The sequence below is a fragment of the Sulfurimonas sp. genome (assembly GCF_032250635.1).
Lineage (GTDB): Bacteria > Campylobacterota > Campylobacteria > Campylobacterales > Sulfurimonadaceae > Sulfurimonas.
This window is the reverse complement of record NZ_JAVVFL010000230.1, coordinates 1-3,087: the sequence shown is the minus strand read 5'-3', so window position 1 is coordinate 3,087 and position 3,087 is coordinate 1. Positions and strand designations below refer to the sequence as shown.

The 3,087-nt window shown below is 40.8% G+C and carries 2 protein-coding genes and 1 pseudogene; all 3 read left to right on the top strand.

Features of this window, described 5'->3' with window-relative positions:
• A pseudogene (locus RQ763_RS11070) lies at positions 1 to 1,022 on the top strand (phenylalanine--tRNA ligase subunit beta); the annotation flags it as partial.
• Positions 1,019 to 2,299: a 3-phosphoshikimate 1-carboxyvinyltransferase gene (gene aroA / locus RQ763_RS11065; RefSeq protein WP_314153029.1), complete on the top strand. Its 1,281-nt coding sequence runs from the start codon at positions 1,019 to 1,021 to the stop codon at positions 2,297 to 2,299. The pseudogene RQ763_RS11070 and the gene aroA, both read left to right, overlap by 4 nt.
• Positions 2,300 to 3,087 (top strand): 4-hydroxy-3-methylbut-2-enyl diphosphate reductase (locus RQ763_RS11060; protein ID WP_314153028.1); only part of this gene is annotated, 788 nt, incomplete at its 3' end.

Sequence of the window (3,087 nt, the reverse complement as noted above, 5' to 3'; positions counted from 1 at the left end):
CCTTTCGTTCTACCAAAGATGTTAAATTGCCAGAAGATATTGTAGAAGAGATTGTTCGTCTTGTCGGGATTGATAATATTCCTTCAAAACCTTTTAGCTTTACGGAGGAGAACAGGCTTAAAGATGACTATTTCACATATAAAAAAAGGCGCGACTATAGACATAAAGCTGCATTTAGCGGCTTTTTTGAGTCGGTTCACTTTGTTTTTGACGAAAAGAGAGTTTTAGAGCAGTATGGGTTTGAGACCCTCGATGAGAGCAAAGAGCTACTAAACCCTATTATCAATACTCTTGACACTCTAAGGTCTACTCTTCTTAGCGGTCTTCTAAAAGCTGCATCAAATAACTCCAAAAACGGCTATTCGTCCGTAAAACTATTTGAAGTGGGTTCTGTGTTTAACTCTCAAAGAGAAGAGTCTGTAAGGATGGCGGTTCTGTTTTCTGGAGATAGAGAATCGGAATGTTTGTCAAACGCAGGGAAACCGCCTAAAGTGGATTTTGGATTTTTTGTTCAGAAGATCTCTAACATCATAGGAGAGTTTGAACTTAAAGAGTTTAAAACTACGCACTCGCTCTCACACCCTTTTCAATCTGCACAGATTATTATTGAGGGAGAAAGTGTAGGAGAGCTATTTCGTGTTCATCCGGATGTAGAAGAGAGTTATGACCTGGATGCAACTTATATGTGCGAGCTCGATTTCTCAAAGCTGCCAAGCGGGCTGAAAACTGCAAAAAACAGCTCAAAGTATCAGGCATCACATAGAGATTTGAGTTTAGTTATGCCAAAAGAGATGCACTATGAAAAAGTCAAGAGTGTTATAGAAGAAGCCTCCGTAGAGCATCTTGTTCGTTTCTATCCTGTTGACAAATACAGCGATGAGTCTTTGGGTCAAAACATGAGTTTGACCATAAGATTTGTTCTGCAGCCAATGGATAAGACGCTCGAAGAGGATGATATTACCAAATCTATACAGAGTGTTTTAGATGCGCTTAAAGATAAACTGGGAATTAGTATCAGATGAGAAGTGTAAAAGTTACAAAAGCGTCGCCATTCTCGCTTGCTATATCCGAGATAGCGCCTGATAAGTCAATATCGCACAGATCTGCCATGTTTGCAATGCTTGCAGAGGGAACGAGTGAGATTACCAACTTTTTAAGAGCCGAAGATACGCTAAACTCGCTTAATATAGTAAAAAATCTCGGCGCAACAGTGGTTGATGACGGCGTAACTATTAAAATAAGTTCTGAGGGGATTAAGGAGAGCAGTGAGATACTTGACTGCGGTAATTCCGGAACCGGAATGAGACTCTTTTGTGGACTTTTAAGCTCGGCAGAGGGGCATTTTGTTTTAACCGGAGATGAGTACTTAAGACGCCGCCCTATGAAGAGAGTAACTGCTCCGCTTCGTGATATCGGCGCAAAACTAGACGGAAGAAACAACGGCGATTTGGCGCCGCTAAGCATACGCGGTGCGTCACTTAGTGCGTTTGATTATAAGAGCAAAATAGCTTCGGCACAGGTTAAAAGTGCGATGATTTTAGCCGCTCTTAGAGCAGATGGCGAGTGTAGTTACAGCGAGCCTGAACTGAGTCGTGACCATACCGAGAGAATGCTAAAAGGGATGGGTGCAGAGATAGAGACAGACGGCTTGACAACCAGAATTAAGCCTATGAAAAAACTCCTCTCTCCGCTTAAAATCAGAGTGCCTTCTGATCCCTCAAGTGCATTTTTCTTTGCCGTTGCGGCTGCTATAATGCCCGGTTCCGATGTTCTATTAGAGGGCGTTACGTTAAATCCGACACGAATAGAAGCGTTTAGGGCTTTAGAGAGAATGGGTGCTGATATTAGCTATGAGACGATTGATAACAAGTATGAGCCAATTGGAAATATACGCGTAAAGTATTCTCCTCTTAAAGGTATTGTTGTCGAAGATAATATATCATGGCTTATTGATGAACTTCCCGCGCTCTCTATAGCTTTTGCATGCGCTGATGGTGTGAGTGTGGTTAAAAATGCCGAGGAGCTTAGAGTAAAAGAGAGTGATAGAATCTCTACTGTAGTAAATGGACTTAGAGCTTGCGGTATTGAAGTGGATGAAGTTCATGACGGCTACAGTGTAAAGGGCGGTGAGTTAAAAGCCTCTACAATAGACAGCCATGGAGATCATAGAATTGCTATGAGTTTTATTATTGCAGGAATGAAGTGCGGCATGCATGTAACAGATTTAGAGTGCATAAACACCTCTTTTCCAAACTTTTTTGAAATAGTTCAAAAAATAACAAAGGTAGAGTTTTTATAGATGAAAATAGAATTAGCAGAGAGTTACGGATTTTGTTTTGGTGTGAAACGTGCAATTAAAATTGCCGAAGAGAATAAAAACTCTTCAACTTATGGACCGCTTATTCACAACTCAAAAGAGATTGAGAGACTTGAGAAAGATTTTAAAGTAAGTTTGACTGACAATCATAAGAGCTTCTCTCCCGGTGATAAGGCGGTTATCCGCACACACGGCATACCAAAGAATGAGCTCGCAGAGCTAAAAGAGAACAACGTAGATGTTGTAGATGCGACATGTCCTTATGTGACAAAACCGCAGCAGATTTGCCAAGAGATGAGTGAGCAGGGGTATGAGATAATTATTTTTGGAGATGAGTCGCATCCCGAGATAAAAGGCGTTAAAAGCTATGCAACATACGGTGCCAGAGTAGTAACATCTCCCCAAGAGCTAGAGGATTTAAAACTAAAAGAGAAGATAGCTTTGGTGGCTCAAACAACCAGAAAAGTTGAAGATTATTTAGAGATTGCCAACTACCTGATTCCGCGTTATAAAGAGGTAAGGGTCTTTAACACTATCTGTAATGCAACATTTGAAAATCAAGAAGCGGTAAGAAAAATCTCAAAAAAAGCTGATGTTATGATAATTATAGGCGGAAAAAATTCATCAAACACAAAGCAGCTATTTAGTATCTCAAAAGACAACTGCACAGACAGCTATCATATAGAAGATGAAAACGATCTAGATTTTTCATGGTTTGAGGGCAAAGAGTTTTGCGGAATAAGTGCGGGAGCCTCCACACCGGACTGGAT

Bases quoted from the DNA above. Each gene is read 5' to 3' on its own strand.
- aroA (WP_314153029.1), top strand. From the start codon at position 1,019: ATGAGAAGTGTAAAAGTTACAAAAGCGTCGCCATTCTCGCTTGCTATA.